A 17,165-nucleotide genomic window follows, 5' to 3' on the forward strand; every position below is an offset into this window, starting at 1 on the left:
CTTACAGCTTGATCCAGGTAGCTTTCAGCTCGGTGTACTTGTCCAGTGCGTGCAGCGACTTGTCGCGACCGTTGCCCGACTGCTTGAAGCCACCGAACGGTGCGGTCATGTCGCCGCCGTCGTACTGGTTGACCCAGACGCTGCCGGCACGCAGGGCTTTGGCGGTCTTGTGCGCCTTGCTGATGTTGGAAGTCCATACACCGGCAGCCAGGCCGTACGGGGTGTCGTTGGCGATGGCGATGGCTTCTTCGACGGTGTCGAAGGTGATCACCGACAGCACCGGCCCGAAGATCTCTTCCTTGGCGATGCGCATGGCATTGGACACGCCGTCGAAGATGGTTGGTTCGACATAGGTGCCGCCGGTCTCTTCGAGGATGCGCTTGCCGCCAACCAGCAGCTTGGCGCCGTCGGCGTGGGCGGACTCGATATAGCCCAGCACGGTGTTCAGTTGCTGGGTGTCGACCAGGGCGCCGACGGTAGTCGCCGGGTCCAGCGGGTTGCCCGGTTTCCAGGCTTTCAGGGCCTCCAGGACCATCGGCAGGAACTGGTCCTTGATCGAGCGCTCCACCAGCAGGCGCGAGCCGGCGGTGCAGACCTCGCCCTGGTTGAAGGCGATGGCGCTGGCAGCGGCTTCGGCGGCGGCCTTCAGGTCAGGTGCGTCGGCAAAGACGATGTTCGGGCTCTTGCCGCCAGCTTCCAGCCAGACGCGCTTCATGTTCGATTCGCCGGCATAGACCATCAGTTGCTTGGCGATCTTGGTCGAACCGGTGAACACCAAGGTATCGACGTCCATGTGCAGGGCCAGGGCCTTGCCCACGGTGTGGCCATAGCCAGGAAGGACGTTGAGCACACCGGCCGGGATGCCGGCATCCACAGCCAGCTGGGCGATGCGAATGGCGGTCAGCGGGGATTTTTCCGACGGCTTCAGGATTACCGAGTTACCGGTGGCCAGGGCCGGACCGAGCTTCCAGCAGGCCATCAGCAGCGGGAAGTTCCACGGCACGATGGCGCCGACAACACCCACCGGCTCGCGGGTGACCAGGCCGAGCTGGTCATGCGGGGTAGCGGCGACTTCGTCGTATACCTTGTCGATGGCTTCGCCGTTCCAGGCCAGGGCATTGGCCGCGCCCGGAATATCGATGGTCGAGGAGTCACTGATTGGCTTGCCCATGTCCAGGGTTTCCAGCAGCGCCAGCTCCTCGACATTCTGCTTGAGCAAGCCGGCGAAGCGGATCAGGGTGGCCTTGCGCTTGGCCGGGGCCATGCGCGACCAGACGCCGGACTCGAAGGTAGCGCGGGCGTTTTCCACGGCGCGCTGGGCGTCGGCTTCGTCGCAGCTGGCGATGTGCGCCAGCAGGCGACCGTCGACCGGGCTGATGCATTCGAAGGTCTGGCCGGAAGCGGCCGCGGTGTATTCGCCGTTGATGAAGGCACGTCCTTCGATCTTCAGTTGCCGGGCACGCTCTTCCCAATCCGCACGCGTCAGGGTGGTCATAGCAAACTCCTCTTGTTGATGTGCAGCGTCGCACGAGAGGTCGTCGACACTGTCAGAAAATTCCGCCGGAGCTGTCATCGCTCTACAGCATCCGACACCCTAAACTACTGGGACCCGGATTATCAATATATTTGACATTAAGCTGTCAAAAGCCTAGTCATGTTCATTTTATTTAACAATCAGGTGAACCCGCGCCATGAATATCCAGCAGATCGTTGATTTCGCTCAGATCTTGACCGAAGCCGAACGCTATCGCCCCGCCGCCGAAAAGATCCTCAAAGGCGACCCCGAGCAGGCGGTCTATAACCACTATTCCAGCCCGTGCGGGCAGTTTGCCGCGGGCGTATGGGAAGGCGAGGTCGGGCAATGGACGGTCAACTACACCGAGCATGAATACTGCGAAATCGTCCAGGGCGTTTCGGTGCTGCGCGATGAGCAAGGCGAGGCCAAGACCTTGCGCGCCGGCGACCGCTTCGTGATTCCGGCTGGTTTCAAGGGCACCTGGGAGGTGCTGGAGCCGTGCCGCAAGATCTACGTGATGTTCGAACAAAAATAGATATGTAGCGCATGACAGGGTGTGCGCTTCGGGATCATGGCCTTGTCCGTCCGGACATCCACTTACAAGGAAGAAAAAGCCATGAACAATGAAGAAGCAAAAGCTGCCCTGGCCAAGCTGATCGGCTGCGAATACACCGCAGCTACCAAGGCCGAGATCACCAAACTGACCGGCCGCGCACGCGTCGTCGGTCCGAATGAGCCGTCCACCATGGAAGTCGACGATGCGCGTATCCATGTCGTGGCCGACGGCAATGGCGTGATCACCGGCTTCCGCTTCGGTTGATCCCCCCCTCGCGTCCGGGACACGGGGGCCAATAGTCCCCGCTGTCTCTGCGCACGAGCACCATCAAGGAAGACAAGATCATGACCAATGAAGAAGCGCTCGTAGCCCTGGCTCCGCTGGTTGGCTGCCCATTCACCGATGAGACCGGTGCCCGTATCACCCGCCTGACCGGACGCCCTCGCGTGGTCGCCCCGAACGGCGTTACCACCAAGGAATTCGACGAATTGCGTATCCATGTGATCACTGGCGGTAACGGCGTGATCACCGGTTTCCGCTTCGGCTGATTCCTCCTCGCCAAAAAAACCGGGGCCGGTGGCTCCGGGCTTTTTACGCCTGGCAAAACACAGGCCCAGCAACGCAAGCCCGTAGTATTCGAAAGATATGTAACGCACGACATGAGGCGTCGTTAGGGAATATGGCGCCGTCCATCCGGACAACCCCAAACAAGGAAGAAAATCATGAGCATCGCAATTTCAATGAGCAACGACGAAGTCAAAGCCGCAGTGAGCAAGCTGATCGGTACCAAATATTCCGAAGCCGTCCGTGCCGAGATCGCCAAACTGACCAACCGCGCTCGCGTCGTTGGTCCGAACGACCCACACACCATGGAAATCGACGACGCGCGCATCCAGGTGTTAACGGACGACAACGGTGTCATCACCGGCGTCTGCTTCGGCTGATCTCGCCTCACAACAAAAACGCCCGGTGCCAATTGGCACCGGGCGTTTTCGTTTTCACGTGATTGGCTTACGAGGACATCCGGAACACAGGCATAAAAAAAGCCCGTATCCGGAAGATACGGGCCTTTCGCGAAAACCGGATCAATTACTTGATCTTGGCTTCCTTGTACATCACGTGCTTACGGACGACCGGATCGTATTTCTTGATCTCGATCTTGTCCGGAGTGGTGCGCTTGTTCTTGTCGGTGGTGTAGAAGTGGCCAGTACCGGCGCTCGACACCAAACGGATCAGTTCACGCATGACGTTCTCCCTTAGACCTTGATGCCGTTACGGCGAATGTCGACCAGAACGGCGTCGATGCCGCGCTTGTCGATGATACGCATGCCCTTGGCGGAAACGCGCAGACGCACGAAACGCTTCTCGGACTCGACCCAGAAGCGGTGATGCTGCAGGTTCGGCAGGAAACGACGACGGGTTTTGTTGTTTGCGTGGGAAATGTTGTTCCCGGTTACTGGACCCTTACCAGTAACTTGACAGACTCTCGACATGCCTCAGCCCTCTAAAACCACATGCCCAACCCGGCATGGGTTGGCCGCTTAATCTCTCAGTTTCTGGCGCCAGGCGCCGTGATTCTTCGGGGTCTTACCGGCTACACCCGAGGATGCTACACACCGGGCCCCTAGAAAAGAGCGCTGCTTTATACCAGAAAGACCAGAGCACAACAACAAACAATATCACTGGCCCCTGTGCCGCCCAGGCCCGCACGGCGTGGCAAACGGGCTGCACGGCAGTTTACCGCTCGTCGTGCGATTCGTTGAAAAAGATGTTGGCGATTTGTAATCCGGGGCACTAGGGTAGGTCTTTTCCAGACTGCACTGGCAGATGGGTCGTCGTTCAGCCTAGGAGTTATCATGCGCCCCGCCGTTCTATCCCTGTTGCTCGCCTCCCTGCTCGGCCCTGCCATGGCCCAGGCCGCCGCCCTCAGCGTATGCACCGAAGCCAGCCCCGAAGGCTTCGACGTGGTCCAGTACAACTCGCTGACCACCACCAATGCCTCGGCCGACGTGCTGATGAACCGCCTGGTGGAATTCGACGCAGCGACCGGCAAGGTGGTGCCGAGCCTGGCCCAGAGCTGGACGGTGTCCGACGACGGCCTGACCTGGGAATTCAAGCTGCGGCCCGAGGTGAAGTTCCATACCACCCCGTACTTCAAGCCAAGCCGCACGCTGAACGCCGATGACGTGCTGTTCAGCTTCCAGCGCATGCTGTACCCGGCGCACTCCTGGCACAAGATCGCCCAGAGCGGCTTCCCCCATGCGCAATCGCTGCAACTGCCCGACCTGATCAAGCAGATCGACGCCCCGGATCCGTTGACCGTGCGTTTCACCCTGAGCCACCCGGACGCTACCTTCCTCGCCACCCTGAGCATGGGCTTCGCCTCGATCTACCCGGCGGAATACGCCGATCAGTTGCTCAAGGCGGGCACCCCGGAAAAGCTCAACAGCCAGCCGGTGGGCACCGGGCCGTTCGTCTTCAACCGCTTCCAGAAGGACGCGGTGGTGCGTTATCGGGCCAACCCGGACTACTTCAATGGCAAGCCGGCAGTCGATCCGCTGATCTTCGCCATCACCCCGGACGCCAACGTGCGCCTGCAAAAGCTGCGACGCAACGAATGCCAGATCGCCCTTTCGCCAAAGCCGCTGGACCTCGCTGCGGCAAGCGAGGACGCCAACCTCAAGGTGGAAAAGACCGAAGCGTTCATGACCGCCTTCGTCGCCATCAACAGCCAGCACCCGCCGCTGGACAAGCCGGAAGTGCGCCAGGCGATCAACCTCGCCTTCGACAAGGACAGCTACCTCAAGGCCGTATTCGAAGGCACGGCAGTCACTGCCAACGGCCCGTTCCCGCCGAACACCTGGAGTTATGACAAGTCGCTGCCGGGCTACCCGACCAACCTCGACAAAGCCCGCGACCTGTTAAAGAAAGCCGGCCTGCCCGACGGTTTCAGCACCACGATCTGGACCCGCCCGTCCGGCAGCCTGCTCAATCCCAACCCGAGCCTCGGCGCGCAGCTGTTGCAGGCAGACCTGGCCAAGGTCGGGATCAAGGCGGAAATCCGCGTCATCGAGTGGGGCGAACTGATCCGTCGGGCCAAGGCTGGCGAGCATGATTTGCTGTTCATGGGCTGGGCGGGCGACAACGGCGACCCGGACAACTTCCTCAGTCCGCAGTTTTCCTGCGCTGCGGTCACCTCCGGGACCAACTTCGCGCGCTATTGCGACTCGCGCCTTGACCAGTTGATCAGCGCCGGCAAGACCACCACCGACCAGAGCGTACGCAGCCGCCTGTACCAGCAGGCCCAGGCGCAGATCCAGCAGCAGGCCCTGTGGTTGCCGCTGGCCCACCCGACCGCTGCGGTGCTGCTGCGCAAGGATGTGGAGGGATACCAGGTGAGTCCATTCGGGCGGCAGGACTTTGCCGGGGTGAAGGTAGAGAAGTAGCGGCCTGGTCGGGCCCTATCGCTGGCTTGCCAGCGATAGGGCCATCAGCCCCCCCTCAGGACGGGTTGCTGAAAAAACACCCCTGCTCCAGCATCGACAACGGCTCGCCGTCGCCGATGATGAAGTGATCGAGCACGCGCACCTCGATGCTTTCCAGGGCATCCACCAGCCGGTGGGTCAGGCGGATGTCGGCCTTGCTTGGCTCGGGGTTGCCCGAAGGATGGTTGTGACACAGGATCAACGCCGCCGCGTTGTAGGCCAGGGCTCGCTTGACCACCTGGCGCGGATACACCGTGGCGCTGTCGATGGAACCACGGAAAAGGATTTCGAAGCCTAGCGGCCGGTGCTTGGTGTCGAGGAACAGGCAGCCGAACACCTCGTTGCGCTCATGCCGCATCTGCGCCTTCAGGTAGGTGCGCACCGCCTCTGGCCGCTCCAGCGCCGAACCCCGCTGCAGGGTTTCCCCCAGGTTCCGGCGCGCCATTTCCATCACCGCCTGCAACTGGGCGAACTTGGCCGGGCCAAGGCCTCGCCCCTGGCTGAAACCACGCTGATCCGCCTCCAGCAACCCACGCAGGCCGCCAAAGCGCTGCAGCAGCTCCCGGGCCAGGTCCACCGCGCTTTTTCCACGTACGCCGATGCGCAGGAAAATCGCCAGCAATTCGGCGTCCGACAGGTTTGCCGCGCCCCGTTCCAACAGCTTTTCCCTTGGCCGTTCCGCCGCAGGCCAGTCCCTGATGCTCATCGCAAATCCCTCTGTCTGTCCGTTACTGCTTCCGGCGCTCTTGCTGGAAGCGGCGCTGTGCTACATTAGCCGCCACTTTTTGCACAGCGATTCGGCCTGGGGAGGCGTCGGCGCGGTGCACAACTTCCATCGGAAAAAGGCAGGCCTATGCAGCGGCTGTATCGGAAACGCATTGTTCTCGGCGTCGGCGGCGGCATTGCCGCCTACAAGAGCGCCGAGCTGGTTCGCCGACTTCTGGAACACGGCGCCCAGGTGCGCGTGGTCATGACCCGCGGCGGAGCCGAATTCATCACTCCGCTGACCATGCAAGCGCTGTCCGGGCACCCCGTGCACATGGACCTATTGGATCCCGCTGCCGAAGCGGCGATGGGCCATATCGAACTGGCCAAATGGGCCGACCTGGTGCTGATCGCACCCGCCACCGCCGACCTGATCGCGCGCCTCGCCCAGGGCGTGGCCGACGATCTGCTGACCACCCTGGTACTCGCCACCGACGCCACCGTGGCCGTCGCTCCGGCGATGAACCAGGCGATGTGGCGCGATCCGGCCACCCAGGCCAACCTCGATACCTTGCAGCAACGCCGGATCCAGGTCTTCGGCCCGGCGTCGGGCAGCCAGGCCTGCGGCGACGTGGGCCTCGGCCGCATGCTCGAAGCCACCGACCTGGCCTGGTGCGCCGCCGAATGCTTCAAGCGCGAGTCGCTGACCGGCAAGCACGTACTGATTACCGCCGGCCCGACCCAGGAAAACATCGACCCGGTGCGCTACATCACCAACCATAGCTCCGGGAAAATGGGCTTCGCCCTGGCCGAGGCCGCAGTGGAAGCCGGCGCCCGGGTAACGCTCGTCACCGGCCCGGTGCACCTGCCGACCCCGGACCGGGTCACCCGGATCGACGTGGTCAGCGCCCGCGATATGCTCGCGGCCTGCGAGGCGGCAATCCCCTGCGATTTGTTCATTGCCTCGGCGGCGGTCGCGGACTACCGCCCGGAAGTCGTCGCCCCGCAGAAACTCAAGAAAGACCCTACGACCGGCGACGGCCTACTGCTGCAGATGGTGCGCAACCCGGACATCCTGGCCACCATCGCCACTCGTCCCGACCGTCCGTTCAGCGTCGGCTTCGCCGCCGAAACCGAACACCTGCTCGATTACGCCGCCCGCAAGCTCAAGGACAAGAACCTCGACCTGATCGTCGCCAATGACGTGGCCAACCCCAGCATTGGCTTCAACAGCGAGGAAAACGCCTGCAGCGTGATCGACCGCCAGCTCCACGAAACCCTTTTCGCGCAGACCAGCAAGGGCAAGATCGCCCGCCAGCTGATCGCTTTCATCGCTGAACGCCTCAACCAGGTTTGATCCACATGCACGCTCTCCAAGCCAAGATCCTCGACCCACGCATCGGCGCAGAATTCCCGCTGCCGCAATACGCCACCCCCGGCTCGGCCGGCCTCGACCTGCGCGCGATGCTCAAGGAAGACACCGTCCTCGAGCCGGGCCAGACCCTGCTGATCCCCACCGGACTGTCGATCTACATCGGCGACCCGGGCCTGGCGGCCATGATCCTGCCGCGCTCCGGCCTGGGCCACAAACACGGCATCGTCCTGGGCAACCTGGTCGGCCTGATCGACTCGGACTACCAGGGCGAACTGATGGTGTCGTGCTGGAACCGCGGCCAGACCGCCTTCAATATCGCCGTCGGCGAGCGCATCGCGCAGCTGGTCCTGGTGCCGGTGGTACAGGCGCATTTCGACATCGTCGAGACCTTCGACGAGACCCAGCGCGGCGCCGGCGGCTTCGGTCATTCCGGTAGCCATTGATCCACTGATCGCCCTCGACGGCCTGTCGAGGGCGAACTCTCCGCCGGAAAGGCCGTCCAAGCGTTCCATACGCCCGAAAGCCTTCGAGACTGGAGTCCCGTGATGAACGATATGGCCCAACTGATCCCCGCACTGCCTGACAGCATCTTCCGCGCCTACGATATCCGTGGTGTGGTCGGAAAGACCCTGCACGCCGAAACGGCTTACTGGATCGGCCGCGCCATCGGCGCCCAGAGCATCGCCCAGGGCGAGCCGAACGTTTCCGTTGGCCGTGATGGCCGCCTGTCCGGCCCGATGCTGGTGGAACAACTGATCAAGGGCCTGGCCGACGCCGGTTGCCAGGTCAGCGATGTCGGCCTGGTGCCGACCCCGGCCCTGTACTACGCGGCCAATGTGCTGGCCGGCAAGTCCGGGGTGATGCTCACTGGCAGCCATAACCCGTCGGACTACAACGGCTTCAAGATCGTCATCGCCGGCGACACCCTCGCCAACGAGCAGATCCAGGCCCTGCTGAACCGCATCAAGAACGAGGACCTGCCGCGCGGCGCCGGCAAGGTGGAAAAGGTCGATATCCTCCCGCGCTATCACCAGCAGATCGTCGGCGACATCAAGCTCGCCCGGCGCCTGAAGGTGGTGGTGGACTGCGGCAACGGTGCAGCCGGGGTCAACGCGCCACAGCTGCTGGCCGCGCTGAACTGCGAGGTCATCCCATTGTTCTGCGAAGTGGACGGCAACTTCCCCAATCACCATCCGGATCCGGGAAAACCGGAGAACCTCGTCGATCTGATCGCGAAAGTGAAGGAAACCGGCGCCGACATCGGCCTGGCCTTCGACGGCGACGGTGACCGCGTCGGCGTGGTGACCAACACCGGCAGCATCGTCTATCCCGACCGCCTGCTGATGCTGTTCGCCCAGGACGTGCTGGACCGCAACCCGGGCGCCGAGATCATCTTCGACGTCAAGTGCACCCGTCGCCTGACCCCGCTGATCGCCGAACACGGCGGCCATGCGCGGATGTGGAAAACCGGCCACTCGCTGATCAAGAAGAAGATGAAGGAAACCGGCGCCCTGCTTGCAGGCGAGATGAGCGGGCACATTTTCATCAAGGAACGCTGGTTCGGCTTCGACGACGGTATCTACAGCGCCGCGCGGCTGCTGGAAATCCTCAGCAAGGCCGAAACGGACGCCGAAACCCTGTTCGCCGGCTTCCCGAATGATATTTCCACGCCGGAAATCAACATTGATGTGACCGACGAGAGTAAATTCGCCATCATTGATGCACTGCAACGCGACGCCGACTGGGGCCAAGCCGACCTGACCACCATCGACGGTGTGCGGGTCGATTATCCCCACGGCTGGGGCCTGGTCCGCGCCTCCAACACCACCCCGGTGCTGGTGCTGCGCTTCGAGGCCGACAATGACGCTGAACTGCAGCGAATCAAGGCTATATTCCACGCGCAGCTCAAGCGCGTAGCCCCTGACCTGCAACTACCGTTCTGACCGAACCACTTGTTCCAACTGGAGCCCTGCATGACCCTCGATCGCGATGCCGCCACCCATGTCGCCAAGGTACTGTCCGAAGCGCTGCCTTATATCCGACGCTTCGTCGGCAAGACCCTGGTGATCAAGTACGGCGGCAACGCGATGGAGAGCGAAGAGCTGAAAACCGGCTTCGCCCGCGACGTGGTGCTGATGAAGGCGGTCGGCATCAACCCGGTGGTGGTGCACGGCGGTGGCCCGCAGATCGGTGACCTGCTCAACCGTCTGTCGATCGAAAGCCGTTTCGTCGATGGCATGCGGGTTACCGACGCCGCGACCATGGACGTGGTGGAAATGGTGCTTGGCGGCCAGGTGAACAAGGACATCGTCAACCTGATCAACCGTCACGGCGGCAGCGCCATCGGCCTGACCGGCAAGGACGCCGAGCTGATCCGCGCGAAAAAGCTCACCGTCACCCGTCAGACCCCGGAAATGACTACCCCGGAAATCATCGACATCGGCCATGTCGGCGAAGTGGTGGGCGTCAACACCGACCTGCTGAACATGCTGGTGAAGGGCGATTTCATCCCGGTCATCGCGCCAATCGGCGTGGGCCCGAACGGTGAGTCGTACAACATCAACGCCGACCTGGTTGCCGGCAAGGTTGCCGAAGCGCTGAAAGCCGAGAAGCTGATGCTGCTGACCAACATCGCCGGCCTGATGGACAAGCAAGGTACCGTGCTGACCGGTCTGAGCACCGAACAGGTCGACGCACTGATCGCCGACGGCACCATCTACGGCGGCATGCTGCCGAAGATCCGCTGCGCGCTGGAAGCGGTCCAGGGCGGCGTGCACAGCTCGCACATCATCGACGGCCGGGTACCGAATGCCGTACTGCTGGAAATCTTCACCGACAGCGGCGTCGGCACCCTGATCACCAACCGCAAACCGCGTCAGTAAGCGTTTTGCGGGCAAGAAAAAGGCGACCCTCGGGTCGCCTTTTTCATTTCCTCCGGCTCAGATGCCGTACTGCGCGCGGTAGGCCTCCACCGCTGGCAGGTGCTGCTTGAGCTGCGGGTCGTCGGCAAGGAACTCGAGGACCTGGGTCAGGGAAACGATGCTGACCACCGGAATGCCGAAGTCGCGCTCCACTTCCTGGATCGCCGACAACTCGCCATTGCCGCGCTCTTCGCGGTTCAGCGCGATCAGCACGCCGGCGGCACGGGCTTGCTGGGCCTTGATGATCTGCATGACTTCGCGGATCGCGGTGCCGGCAGTGATCACGTCGTCGATGATCAGCACGTCACCAGCCAGCGGCGCGCCAACCAGGCTGCCGCCTTCGCCGTGGTCCTTGGCTTCCTTGCGGTTGAAGCACCATGGCACGTCGAGCTGATGCTGCTCGGCCAGGGCGACCGCGGTGGCCGCAGCCAGGGGAATGCCCTTGTAGGCCGGGCCGAACAGCACGTCGAACGGAATCTTGCTGTCGACGATCGCCGCCGCGTAGCAACGACCGAGCTGGGCCAGGGCCGAACCGCTGTTGAACAGGCCGGCATTGAAGAAATACGGGCTGGTACGGCCCGACTTGAGAGTGAACTCACCGAAGCGCAGAACCCCGCGATCGATGGCAAAACGAATGAAGTCGCGCTGATACGGCTGCATGAGGAGTCCCGGATACCACGGATTTAGCTAATTGAGTAGAGCTCGGGTATCATACACGCACGTGATTTTTGGGGCCATTTATGCGGATCATCAGTGTGAACGTTAATGGCATTCAGGCTGCGGTCGAGCGTGGTTTGCTCAGCTGGCTGCAAGCCCAGAATGCCGACGTCATCTGCCTTCAGGATACCCGCGCTTCGGCCTTTGAACTCGACGACCCGGCTTATCAGCTCGATGGCTACTTCCTTTATGCCTGCGACGCAGAAGTACCCGCCCAAGGCGGCGTGGCACTTTATTCGCGGTTGCAGCCCAAGGCAGTCATCAGCGGCCTGGGCTTCGAGACAGCCGACCGCTACGGACGTTACCTGCAGGCCGATTTCGACAAAGTCAGTATTGCTACCTTGCTCCTGCCTTCCGGGCAGAACGGCGACGAAGACCTGAACCAGAAGTTCAAGTTGATGGACGACTTCGCCAAGTACCTGGACAAGCAGCGTCGCAAGCGCCGTGAATACATCTACTGCGGCTCGCTCTACGTGGCGCAGCAGAAGCTCGACATCAAGAACTGGCGCGACAGCCAGCAGTCGCCGGGCTTCCTTGCCCCCGAGCGTGCCTGGATGGACGAGATCGTCGGCAACATGGGTTATGTCGATGCCCTGCGCGAAGTCAGCCGCGAAGGCGACCAGTACAGCTGGTGGCCAGACAACGAGCAGGCCGAGATGCTCAACCTGGGCTATCGCTTCGACTACCAGTTGCTGACCCCGGGCCTGCGCCGCTTCGTGCGCAGTGCACGCCTGCCACGCCAGCCGCGCTTCTCGCAGCACGCGCCGCTGATCGTGGACTACGACTGGACGCTGACGATCTGATCACCAGACGCAAAAAAGCCGACCTCATGGGTCGGCTTTTTTGTGCCTGATATCCCGAAAGACGACGCGGCACCTGTGGGAGCGGGTTCACCCGCGATAGCTGTAGTGAAACCACCATCGCAATCGCGGGTGAACCCGCTCCCACAAGGCCCGCGCTGGATCAATCGGCCAGCGCAGCCTTCTGCAGCTCGAACAGATCGGCCATGCCTTTCTGCGCGATCGCCAGCATGGCGTTCAGCTCTTGCGGCTGGAACGGCGCGCCTTCTGCGGTGCCCTGGACCTCGATGAAGCCGCCCGAGCTGGTCATGACCACGTTCAGGTCGGTCTCGGCGGCGGAGTCTTCCAGGTAGTCCAGGTCGAGGACCGCTTCGCCCTGGTACATGCCCACCGATACGGCGGCGATCATGTGCTTGAGCGGGTCGCCGCCCTTCAGGCCGCCACGCTTCTTGACCACGCGCAGGGCATCGACCAGGGCGACCATCGCACCGGTAATGGATGCGGTGCGGGTGCCGCCATCGGCCTGGATCACATCGCAATCGACATACAGGGTGATGTCGCCAAGCTTGCTCATGTCCAGGGCGGCGCGCAGCGAGCGCCCGATCAGGCGCTGGATTTCCAGGGTCCGGCCGCCCTGCTTGCCACGGCTGGCCTCACGCTGGTTACGCTCGCCGGTCGAACGCGGCAGCATGCCGTATTCGGCGGTCAGCCAGCCCTGGCCCTGGCCTTTGAGGAAGCGCGGAACACCGTTCTCGACGCTGACCGTGCAGACCACCTTGGTGTCGCCGAACTCGACCAGTACCGACCCTTCGGCGTGCTTGGTGTAGTTGCGGGTGATGCGGATCGAGCGAAGCTGATCGGCGGCGCGACCACTTGGACGTTTCATAGGGGTTACCTGTACTGGGGGTTCGAACTGCCGAGCATTATAGAGCGCCAGGGCCGCAGTGGACATGCCTGAAGCTGTATTGGCTGTACCGGCCTCATCGCTGGCAAGCCAGCTCCCACAGGGTCCGGGTCGCTGCAGAACCTGTGGGAGCTGGCTTGCCAGCGATGAGGCCCGGGAGAACAGCCCAAAGCCCCCGGTCGGTATTCACCCTGTCCTTCCACACCGGTTTGTAACATCAGTAGATGGGACCGGGCGGCGCACTGCGTTACAATCCTGCGCCTTTGCAGCCGTCGGCATTCTCCTTCATCCATCTGCGAGGTACTTCCCATGGTGCACAGCATGACCGCCTTCGCTCGTGTCGAACGAGCCGGGACCCAGGGCACCCTCATCTGGGAATTGCGCTCGGTCAACCATCGCTATCTCGAGCCGCATCTACGCCTGCCGGACGCCTTCCGCGACCTCGAAGGCGCGGTACGCGAAGCCCTGCGCCAGGGCATTTCCCGCGGGAAAGTGGAGTGCACCCTGCGCTTCACCGAAGAGAACGCCGGCAAATCGCTACAGGTGGACCAGGAGCGCGCCCGCCAGGTGGTGGAAGCCGCCGAGAGCGTCGCCAGCCTGATCAAGAACCCTGCGCCGCTGAACCCGCTGGCCGTGCTGTCCTGGCCTGGCGTGCTGGTGGCCGATGCTGCCGACCCGCAGGCCCTGAACCAGGAAGCCCTGGCGCTGTTCGAAGACGCGCTCGCCGAACTCAAGAACGGGCGCAATCGCGAAGGCGCCGAGCTGGCCCGGCTGATCAACGAGCGGCTGGACAGCATGAGCCACGAGGTCGCTACCCTGCGCACCCTGGTCCCGCAGATGCTCGCCGCGCAACGGCAGAAGATCCTCGACCGCTTCAACGACATGAAAGCCGAGCTGGACCCGCAGCGCCTGGAACAGGAAATGGTCCTGCTGGCCCAGAAAAGCGATGTCGCCGAAGAGCTCGACCGCCTCAGCACCCACGTCACCGAGGTGCGCCGCGTGCTCAAGTCCGGCGGCGCCGCAGGCCGGCGCCTGGACTTCCTGATGCAGGAGCTCAATCGCGAAGCCAACACCCTCGGCTCCAAAGCCTTCGACCCACGCAGCACGCAATCGGCGGTGAACCTCAAGGTCCTGATCGAGCAGATGCGTGAACAAGTACAGAACATCGAGTAAGGCCACCCCCATCATGAAACACAGCAGCGGCACCCTGTTCATCATTTCCGCCCCGTCCGGCGCCGGCAAGACCAGCCTGGTCAAGGCCCTGACCGACGACCTGAACCACATCCGCGTGTCGGTCTCGCATACCACCCGCGCCATGCGCCCGGGCGAGCGCGATGGGGTCAACTATCACTTCGTCGATCGCGCCGAATTCGAGCGGATGAACGCCCAGGGCGACTTCCTCGAACAGGCCGAGGTCTTCGGCAACTGCTACGGCACCTCGCGCAGCGCCCTGCAGCAGACGCTGGACCAGGGCCACGACCTGATCCTGGAAATCGACTGGCAAGGCGCCCAGCAAGTACGCAAGCTGATGCCGCAGACCCGCTCGATCTTCATCCTGCCACCGAGCCAGCAGGCCCTGCGCCAGCGCCTGACCAACCGGGGCCAGGACAGCGACGAGATCATCGAAGGCAGGATGCGCGAAGCGGTCAGCGAGATGGAACACTACGACGAGTACGAGTACGTCATCATCAACGACGACTTCGCCACCGCGCTGGAAGACCTGAAAGCCGTGTTCCGCGCCAACCGCCTGCAACGGGACGGTCAGCAGCAGCGCCACGGCGAGCTGCTCAAGCAACTGCTGGCTTGAGCCCTCGCCGCCCTGGCCGCCTCAGCGGCGGCTGGGGACAGTGGCGTGACGACGCAGCGTCACGCCCAGGAAGAACGCCGGCGCACGCAGGCGCGACAGCAGCATCAGGACGATGCCCAGCAGCAGGATGATCATCGCGATCACGAACACCAGCCCCAACCCGCCCACATGCGAGCCGCTGCCGAACTCCGGCGAAGCGCTGTCGAAGGCCGTCTGCACGAAGATTACCGACAGGATCGCGCCGCCCAGCAAAGGACACACGCCACGCATGAAGAAGTGGCGCAGGCTGTCGAACAGGCTGTGGCGGAAGTATCAGACGCAGGCGAAGGCCGTCAGCGAATAGTAGAAGCAGATCATCATGCCCAGCGCGGTAATGGTGTCGGCGAGCACGTTCTCGCTGAGGGTACGCATGGTCACGTAGAACACCCCGGCGGCGACCCCGGCGCAGATGGTGGCATAGCGCGGGGTCTGCGAGCGCGGGCAGATACGCGCGAAGCGCTCAGGCACGGCGCCGTAGTAGCCCATGGCGAGCAAGGTCCGCGCCGGCGACACGAAGGTCGATTGCAGTGACGCGGCAGTGCTCGCCAGCACGGCGATGGACATCAGGATCGCCATCGGCCCCATCACCGGCCCGGCCAGATGGGCAAAGACGTTTTCCTGGATGCGCGGATTGTTCAGGCCCAGGCCTTCCTCGCTGATCCCGGCGAACTGCAGGGTGGCGATCGCGGTGACCAGGTACAGGCCCAGAATCAGCAAGACCGTGAGGGTTGCCGCTCGACCGGGAACCTCATCGCTGCCGACCGACTCTTCGCTCACGGTCAGGCAGACGTCCCAGCCCCAGAAAATGAAAATCGACAGCGAAAGCCCGGCTGCGAAGGCCGAGAACGACTCGACACCGAAGGGGTTGAACCAGCTGATATCGAAGTCCATCGGCGGCGTTTGCGCAGCCCCGCCGAACGCGGCCATGGCGAAGCCCACCAGCACCACCAGTTGCAGGGCCACCAGGCCATATTGCACGGTCATGGTGGTACCGATGCCGCGACAGCAGATCCACACCGCCATGGCGATGAACACACAGCAGGTGACCACGTTGACCAGCAGGTTGTCACTGAGCGCAGCCAGCTCGCGGCTGCCGGTCAGTTGCCCGAGGAACAGATAGAAGAAATCCACTGCCACCCCGGCCAGGTTGGACAGCACGATGGTGGTCGCCGTGACCAGGCCCCAGCCGCCGATCCAGCCGATCATCGGGCCGAAGGCCCGCGCCGACCAGGTGAAGGACGTACCGCTGTCCGGCTCTGCGGCGTTCAGCTCACGGTAGCCCAGGGCAACCAGCAGCATCGGCAGGAAGCCGACGATGAACACCGCCGGCAGATGCTGGCCGACCTCCCGTACGGTCGGCCCGAGGGCGCCGGTCAGGGTGTAGACCGGGGCAATGGTGGAAATGCCCAGCACGATGCTGGCGAGCAGGCCGAGCCGGCCCTTGGCCAGCCCCTTGGAGGCTTTGCGAGCCAGTCCCGCCGTGCCCGAGGACAGGCTTGCTTCGAATTCGCTCATGAGATGTCGCCGCTATTGGAATTGTTCTTCAGGGCATCCGGGGATGCCCGCTACAGAGTGGCCTCGCGGTAGCGCTGGCCACCGGCGTAAGCCTCGCAGGCTGCACGGAACGCCTGGAAAAGTCGCAACGAAACCGGGTTCTCGGCAAAACGCCATTCCGGATGCCATTGCACCCCGAGCACGAAGCCGGGTGCGTCCTCCATGGAAACCGCTTCGATCAGACCATCGGGAGCCAATGCCTCGACCCGCAGGCCGTCGGCCAGACGGTCGATGCCCTGGCCGTGGAGCGAGTTGACCATGAAGCTGCGCGGCAAACCCAGTCGCTGGAATTGCCCGTCGGGCTCGACGGTGACCAGGTGGCGCGGGCTGTACTGCACCTCCAGCGGGGCGTCGTGCGGCTCGCGGTGGTCCAGGTAGCCGGGCAGCTCGTGCACGCGCTGGTGCAGGCTGCCGCCCAGCGCCACGTTGAGCTCCTGGAAACCCCGGCAGATGCAGAAGACCGGCACACCGGCGGCGATGGCCGCGCGCAGCAGCGGCAGGGTCAGGCGGTCACGATAAACGTCGTGCCGGGTGCCTTCCGCGCTGGGCGCGCCATTGTAATGATGCGGCTCGACATTTGAAGGCGAACCGGTAAAAACAATGCCGTCGAGGCGTTCCAGCAGGCGCTGTGGCTCCAGCGCCTCGTTGAGCGCCGGCAGGATCAGCGGCACGCCGGCAAAGGCGGCAGCCTCGACGTACTTGTCGCCCACGGTGTGGGAGGCCGTGTGACCGAGCATCTGGCGGCACGCGGTGACGCCGATCAAAGGGGTTCCGACTTGCTTCATT

18 protein-coding genes and 2 pseudogenes are annotated in these 17,165 nt (G+C 63.3%); 12 read left to right on the forward strand and 8 right to left on the reverse strand.

Features of this window, described 5'->3' with window-relative positions; genetic code table 11:
- Position 1: 1 nt before the first annotated feature.
- Positions 2 to 1,495, reverse strand: coding sequence for an aldehyde dehydrogenase (locus tag ACPFMA_RS27985; protein ID WP_420059328.1), 1,494 nt, complete (start codon positions 1,493 to 1,495; stop codon positions 2 to 4).
- Between the two features lie 196 nt (positions 1,496 to 1,691).
- On the opposite strand from ACPFMA_RS27985, the gene ACPFMA_RS27990 reads away from it, so the two are divergent.
- From ACPFMA_RS27990 to ACPFMA_RS28005, 4 genes are all read left to right on the forward strand, one after another.
- Entirely contained in the window at positions 1,692 to 2,051 is a 360-nt protein-coding gene (locus ACPFMA_RS27990; protein ID WP_420059327.1) for a cupin domain-containing protein, read from the forward strand.
- Between the two features lie 81 nt (positions 2,052 to 2,132).
- Positions 2,133 to 2,336, forward strand: coding sequence for an I78 family peptidase inhibitor (locus ACPFMA_RS27995; RefSeq protein ID WP_420059326.1), 204 nt, complete (start codon positions 2,133 to 2,135; stop codon positions 2,334 to 2,336).
- A gap of 80 nt (positions 2,337 to 2,416) precedes the next feature.
- Entirely contained in the window at positions 2,417 to 2,620 is a 204-nt protein-coding gene (locus tag ACPFMA_RS28000) for an I78 family peptidase inhibitor (RefSeq protein WP_425929450.1), read from the forward strand.
- 174 nt (positions 2,621 to 2,794) lie between these two features.
- On the forward strand, positions 2,795 to 3,016 hold the full coding sequence (locus tag ACPFMA_RS28005; RefSeq protein ID WP_425929451.1) for an I78 family peptidase inhibitor: 222 nt from the start codon (positions 2,795 to 2,797) through the stop codon (positions 3,014 to 3,016).
- 145 nt (positions 3,017 to 3,161) lie between these two features.
- Here ACPFMA_RS28005 and rpmG read toward each other — a convergent pair whose 3' ends face one another.
- Entirely contained in the window at positions 3,162 to 3,317 is a 156-nt protein-coding gene (gene rpmG / locus ACPFMA_RS28010) for a 50S ribosomal protein L33 (RefSeq protein ID WP_003242516.1), read from the reverse strand.
- Between the two features lie 11 nt (positions 3,318 to 3,328).
- Positions 3,329 to 3,565, reverse strand: coding sequence for a 50S ribosomal protein L28 (rpmB, locus tag ACPFMA_RS28015; RefSeq protein WP_037058999.1), 237 nt, complete (start codon positions 3,563 to 3,565; stop codon positions 3,329 to 3,331).
- 363 nt (positions 3,566 to 3,928) lie between these two features.
- Between rpmB and ACPFMA_RS28020 the strand changes: the two genes are divergently transcribed.
- The gene (locus ACPFMA_RS28020) at positions 3,929 to 5,518 is read left to right on the forward strand and encodes an ABC transporter substrate-binding protein (protein WP_064305073.1); all 1,590 of its coding nucleotides are present in this window, start codon (positions 3,929 to 3,931) and stop codon (positions 5,516 to 5,518) included.
- Between the two features lie 55 nt (positions 5,519 to 5,573).
- On the opposite strand, the gene radC is transcribed toward ACPFMA_RS28020, so the two are convergent.
- Positions 5,574 to 6,263, reverse strand: coding sequence for a RadC family protein (gene radC / locus ACPFMA_RS28025; protein WP_425929452.1), 690 nt, complete (start codon positions 6,261 to 6,263; stop codon positions 5,574 to 5,576).
- Between the two features lie 147 nt (positions 6,264 to 6,410).
- On the opposite strand from radC, the gene coaBC reads away from it, so the two are divergent.
- From coaBC to argB, 4 genes and pseudogenes are all read left to right on the forward strand, one after another.
- Positions 6,411 to 7,619, forward strand: a complete 1,209-nt coding sequence (gene coaBC, locus ACPFMA_RS28030) for a bifunctional phosphopantothenoylcysteine decarboxylase/phosphopantothenate--cysteine ligase CoaBC (RefSeq protein ID WP_009395881.1) — start codon at positions 6,411 to 6,413, stop codon at positions 7,617 to 7,619.
- Between the two features lie 5 nt (positions 7,620 to 7,624).
- Positions 7,625 to 8,080, forward strand: coding sequence for a dUTP diphosphatase (gene dut, locus ACPFMA_RS28035; protein ID WP_064305046.1), 456 nt, complete (start codon positions 7,625 to 7,627; stop codon positions 8,078 to 8,080).
- A 126-nt stretch (positions 8,081 to 8,206) separates the two neighbouring features.
- Positions 8,207 to 9,580, forward strand: a pseudogene (locus tag ACPFMA_RS28040) (phosphomannomutase/phosphoglucomutase); the annotation flags it as partial.
- A gap of 30 nt (positions 9,581 to 9,610) precedes the next feature.
- A complete protein-coding gene (gene argB, locus ACPFMA_RS28045) occupies positions 9,611 to 10,519 on the forward strand; it encodes an acetylglutamate kinase (RefSeq protein ID WP_009395884.1) in 909 nt (302 codons plus the stop codon).
- A gap of 57 nt (positions 10,520 to 10,576) precedes the next feature.
- Here argB and pyrE read toward each other — a convergent pair whose 3' ends face one another.
- Positions 10,577 to 11,218: an orotate phosphoribosyltransferase gene (gene pyrE, locus ACPFMA_RS28050; protein ID WP_009397031.1), complete on the reverse strand. Its 642-nt coding sequence runs from the start codon at positions 11,216 to 11,218 to the stop codon at positions 10,577 to 10,579.
- Between the two features lie 80 nt (positions 11,219 to 11,298).
- On the opposite strand from pyrE, the gene ACPFMA_RS28055 reads away from it, so the two are divergent.
- Positions 11,299 to 12,078 (forward strand): exodeoxyribonuclease III, encoded by a 780-nt coding sequence (locus ACPFMA_RS28055; protein ID WP_009397034.1) that lies wholly within the window; start codon positions 11,299 to 11,301, stop codon positions 12,076 to 12,078.
- 160 nt (positions 12,079 to 12,238) lie between these two features.
- Here ACPFMA_RS28055 and rph read toward each other — a convergent pair whose 3' ends face one another.
- Positions 12,239 to 12,961, reverse strand: coding sequence for a ribonuclease PH (rph, locus tag ACPFMA_RS28060; protein WP_009397035.1), 723 nt, complete (start codon positions 12,959 to 12,961; stop codon positions 12,239 to 12,241).
- 327 nt (positions 12,962 to 13,288) lie between these two features.
- Between rph and ACPFMA_RS28065 the strand changes: the two genes are divergently transcribed.
- Both ACPFMA_RS28065 and gmk read left to right on the forward strand, forming a co-directional pair.
- Positions 13,289 to 14,152, forward strand: a complete 864-nt coding sequence (locus ACPFMA_RS28065; RefSeq protein WP_009397037.1) for a YicC/YloC family endoribonuclease — start codon at positions 13,289 to 13,291, stop codon at positions 14,150 to 14,152.
- A gap of 13 nt (positions 14,153 to 14,165) precedes the next feature.
- Entirely contained in the window at positions 14,166 to 14,786 is a 621-nt protein-coding gene (gene gmk / locus ACPFMA_RS28070) for a guanylate kinase (RefSeq protein ID WP_064302220.1), read from the forward strand.
- A gap of 21 nt (positions 14,787 to 14,807) precedes the next feature.
- On the opposite strand, the pseudogene ACPFMA_RS28075 reads toward gmk, so the two are convergent.
- Together ACPFMA_RS28075 and ACPFMA_RS28080 are read right to left on the reverse strand one after the other, a co-directional pair.
- Positions 14,808 to 16,340 (reverse strand): annotated as a pseudogene (locus tag ACPFMA_RS28075) (APC family permease).
- A gap of 50 nt (positions 16,341 to 16,390) precedes the next feature.
- Positions 16,391 to 17,164, reverse strand: a complete 774-nt coding sequence (locus tag ACPFMA_RS28080) for a gamma-glutamyl-gamma-aminobutyrate hydrolase family protein (protein WP_420059321.1) — start codon at positions 17,162 to 17,164, stop codon at positions 16,391 to 16,393.
- Between the last annotated feature and the right edge of the window lies 1 nt (position 17,165).

The sequence above is a fragment of the Pseudomonas sp. NyZ201 genome, assembly GCF_049860765.1.
In the GTDB taxonomy this organism is placed as follows: domain Bacteria; phylum Pseudomonadota; class Gammaproteobacteria; order Pseudomonadales; family Pseudomonadaceae; genus Aquipseudomonas; species Aquipseudomonas bharatica.